Here is a 3,653-nt window from a genome sequence, read left to right as displayed (position 1 = left end):
CGCGGACCTGCGCCCCGCGGCCGCCAAGCTCGCGCGCCGACTGGCCCGGGGTCCTCGCCGCGCACTGGAACTGACCAAGCGTGCCGTCACCGGGGCCACGCTCTCCGAGCTGGACGCAGCTCTGGCGCGCGAGCACGAGGGGCAGTGCGAACTCCTGGTGTCCGCCGACTTCGCAGAGGGGGTCGCCTCGATCCTCGAGAAGAGACGCCCCGACTTCTCCTGACCTGGTTCACCCTCACCGCTCCCCACGAAAGGCCGGATCATGACCACCACCACGACGGACCCCGTCGCCGAGCTCCACGCCGCCCGTCGCAACCACTGGAATTCCTGGGTGGCCACCCACGCCGAGATGAACCCCGACGGCGAGGCACTGCGCTACCTCGGCCAGACCACCACCTGGTCGCAACTGCACGAGCGCAGCGGCCTCTTCGCCGACGCACTGGCCCGTCGCGGGGTCGCCAGGGGTGATCGGGTCATGCTCATCACCCTCAACACCCCGGAGTTCGTCGAGGCGGTTCTCGGCATCAACGAGCTGGGAGCCATCGCGGTGCCGGTGAACTTCCGTCTCACTCCGCCGGAGCTGGCCTACCTCGTGAGTGACTGCGCGCCGAAGGTCGTCGTCACCGACGCGATGCTGGCCCCGCTCGTCGGGGCGATCCGCGCGCAGGGTGAGGAGCCGGGTGACCACATCGTCATTGGGGGCGAGTCCGGTACGGAGGGCCAGACCACCTATGCCGACGCCCTCGCCGAGGAGGGCACACCCCATCAGCCGGTCGACGTCCCCGAGGACTCTACGGCGCTCATCATGTACACCTCGGGCACCACGGGCCGGCCCAAGGGCGCGATGCTCTCCTATGAGAACCTCACCGCTCAGTCCTTGACCTGTATCCGGGTGTTCCGGCTCTTCGACGAGGACGGGCGCGCGCTGTGCGCGGCCCCGATGTTCCACATCGCGGCGCTCGGGTCGATCGCCCCGAGTCTCCAGCTCGGCGGCGTCACGGTGGTCCATCCGCTGCAGGCCTTCGACCCCGCGGCGGTCCTGGACACCCTCGAGGCGGAGCAGATCACCAGCGTCTTTCTCGTGCCCGTGCAGTGGCAGGCCGTGTGCGCCGAGCAGCAGGCCCGCCCGCGGACGCTGGTGCTGCGCAACATCTCGTGGGGTGCGGCCCCGTCCACGGACACGATCCTGCGCGCCATGTCGGAGACGTTCCCGGACGCGCTGAACTGCGCGGTGTTCGGGCAGACCGAGATGAGCCCAATCACCTGTGCTCTCGACGGCGACGACGCGATCCGCAAGCTCGGGTCCGTCGGCAAGGTCATCCCCACCCTCCAGGCCCGGGTCGTCGACGCCTTCGGGGAGCCGGTCGGGCCCGGCGAGGTGGGCGAGATCGTCTACCGCGGACCCACCACCATGTCCGGGTACTGGAACAAGCCCGCGGAGACCGCGGAGGCCTTCGAGGGTGGCTGGTTCCACTCCGGTGACCTGGTCCGGATGGACGACGAGGGCTTCGTCTACGTCGTGGACCGCAAGAAGGACATGATCATCTCCGGCGGCGAGAACATCTACTGCGCCGAGGTCGAGAACGTCATCGCCGGCCACCCCCGGATCCGCGAGGTCGCGGTGATCGGTCGCAAGGACGACACGTGGGGCGAGGTGCCCGTGGCGATCATCGCCCAGCACCAGACGGACGAGCCCGACCTCGGCCTGGACGACCTCGTGGAGTGGCTGCGGGACAAGCTGGCCGGATTCAAGCTTCCCAAACACCTCGTCCACGTCGATGAGCTCCCCCGGAACGCCAGCGGCAAGGTGGTCAAGGGCTCGCTCCGCTCGGAGCACGGCTCCACGGGTGTCTGACCCGGCGGACGAGACGACGTCGGAACCCGGATACCACTGACATGGTCTTCCAACTCCCCGCGGGCCGAGGCCCGGTGGTCGATCTGGCGGGACAGGTCGGATCGCTGGTCGGCTACTCGGTGTTCACCCTGCTGAGCTGCGTGCGCACGGTCGCCAGGGGGCGGCTCTCGCTCGCCGAGACCCGCGACCAGGCCCTGTTCGTCGCGCGGGTGTGCTCGGTGCCGGCGCTGCTGCTGATGCTGCCGGTCGGCGTGCTCGTGGCCGTGTCGGTGGGGGAGTTGGCGGGCCGACTGGGGGCGGCCGGGTATGCGGGGGCCGTGGTGGCCTTCGTCGTGGTGGGGCAGGCGTCGGCGTTGGTCTGCGCGCTCATGCTGGCCGGGGTGGGTGGCTCGGCCATCTGCGCGGACCTGGGCTCCCGCACCATCCGCGAGGAGGTCGAGGCCATGGAGGTGATGGGGCTCGACGTGATCGAGCGACTGGTGGTGCCCCGCGTCCTCGCCACCGTGCTGGTCTCCCTGGTGTTGTGCGCCCTGGTCACCGCGATGGGTGTGACCGCGTGCCTGATCTATCAGGTGTACGGCCAGGGGGAGTCGGCCGGGGCGTTCCTGTCCACGCTCAGCGCGTACGGCCGCCCGTCCGACCTGTGGATGGCGATGGCCAAGTCGGTCGCGTTCGCGGTGGTCTCGGCCCTGATCGCGACGTTCAAGGGGCTGCACGCCAGCGGCGGGTCGAGCGGTGTCGCGGACGCGGTCAACGAGACGGTGGTCCTGGCCTTCGTCACCGTGTTCGTGATCAACACCGTCCTGTCGGCGGTCTACGGGCTCGTCGTGCCGTCGGTGGGGAAGTACTGACGTGACCTCGCTCCGGGTGACGGACACCAGCGCCGTGCAGAAGTTCCGGGCGTCCCGGCCCGCCGCGGTCCTGGCCCGGGCCGCGTCGGCGATGGCGGAGGTCGGCCGCCACGTGAGCTTCGCGGGCCGGGTGATCCTCACGCTGCCCACCGCGCTGGTGCGGTACCGCAAACAGGTCGTCAACGAGGTCGTCGACGTGGGCTTCGGCTCCAAATCGCTGATCGCGGGCGGCGGCACCATCGGGATCGTCCTGGCGATGTCCGCGGTCGCGGCGATCATGGTGGGCGTCGAGACCTACCGCGGTCTGGATCTGATCGGCATGACCAGTCTGTCCGGGATGCTCTCGGCGATGGCCAACACGCGCGAACTCGCGCCCGTCGTGGCCTCCATCGCCCTGGCCGCCAAGGTGGGCACCGGTTTCACCGCCCGGCTGGGGTCGATGCGGATCTCCGACGAGATCGACGCCCTCGACGCGATGTCCGTGCCGACCGTCCCCTACCTGGCCGGGACGCGGGTCATCGCCACGATGATCTGCATCGTGCCGCTGTACGCCGTCGGGCTGGTGGCGACGTACATCGCCACGCGGGTGGTGGTGGTCCACGTCAACGGCGGTTCGGCGGGCACCTACGACTACTTCTTCCACATCACCCTGGGGCCCGAGGACGTCCTCTACTCGCTGATCAAGGCCGTGGTGTTCGCCCTGGTGATCGTGCTCGTGCACTGCAGCTACGGGTACCACGCGACGGGCGGGCCCGAGGGTGTCGGGCGGGCCGCAGGCCGTGCGCTGCGGACCAGCATCCTCCTCATCGGGTTCATCGACATCGTGCTCACCTTCGCCCTGTGGGGCCTGGTGCCCGAGGTCCCGGCGTTGGGGATCACGTGAGGCGGCGCGTGGCGGGGCCGACGCCCGAGCGGACCCTGGCGGTCCGCGGGCTGGTCGCGAGCGT

At 70.1% G+C, this 3,653-nt stretch carries 3 protein-coding genes and 1 pseudogene; all 4 read left to right on the top strand.

The window, feature by feature from the left end; genetic code table 11:
- Positions 1-223 (top strand): annotated as a pseudogene (locus G6026_RS06780) (enoyl-CoA hydratase); the annotation flags it as partial.
- 39 nt (positions 224-262) lie between these two features.
- A complete protein-coding gene (gene fadD5, locus G6026_RS06775; RefSeq protein WP_182612720.1) occupies positions 263-1,855 on the top strand; it encodes a fatty-acid--CoA ligase FadD5 in 1,593 nt (530 codons plus the stop codon).
- A 41-nt stretch (positions 1,856-1,896) separates the two neighbouring features.
- Positions 1,897-2,706 (top strand): ABC transporter permease, encoded by an 810-nt coding sequence (locus G6026_RS06770; protein WP_107757819.1) that lies wholly within the window; start codon positions 1,897-1,899, stop codon positions 2,704-2,706.
- A 91-nt stretch (positions 2,707-2,797) separates the two neighbouring features.
- Positions 2,798-3,589 (top strand): ABC transporter permease, encoded by a 792-nt coding sequence (locus G6026_RS06765; protein WP_107758293.1) that lies wholly within the window; start codon positions 2,798-2,800, stop codon positions 3,587-3,589.
- Positions 3,590-3,653 lie beyond the last annotated feature (64 nt).

Origin of the sequence: Dietzia sp. DQ11-38-2, from assembly GCF_014145055.1 — a bacterium.
GTDB lineage: Bacteria > Actinomycetota > Actinomycetes > Mycobacteriales > Mycobacteriaceae > Dietzia.
The sequence above is the reverse complement of the archived record's forward strand: the minus strand, read 5'-3'. Positions and strand labels throughout refer to the sequence as shown.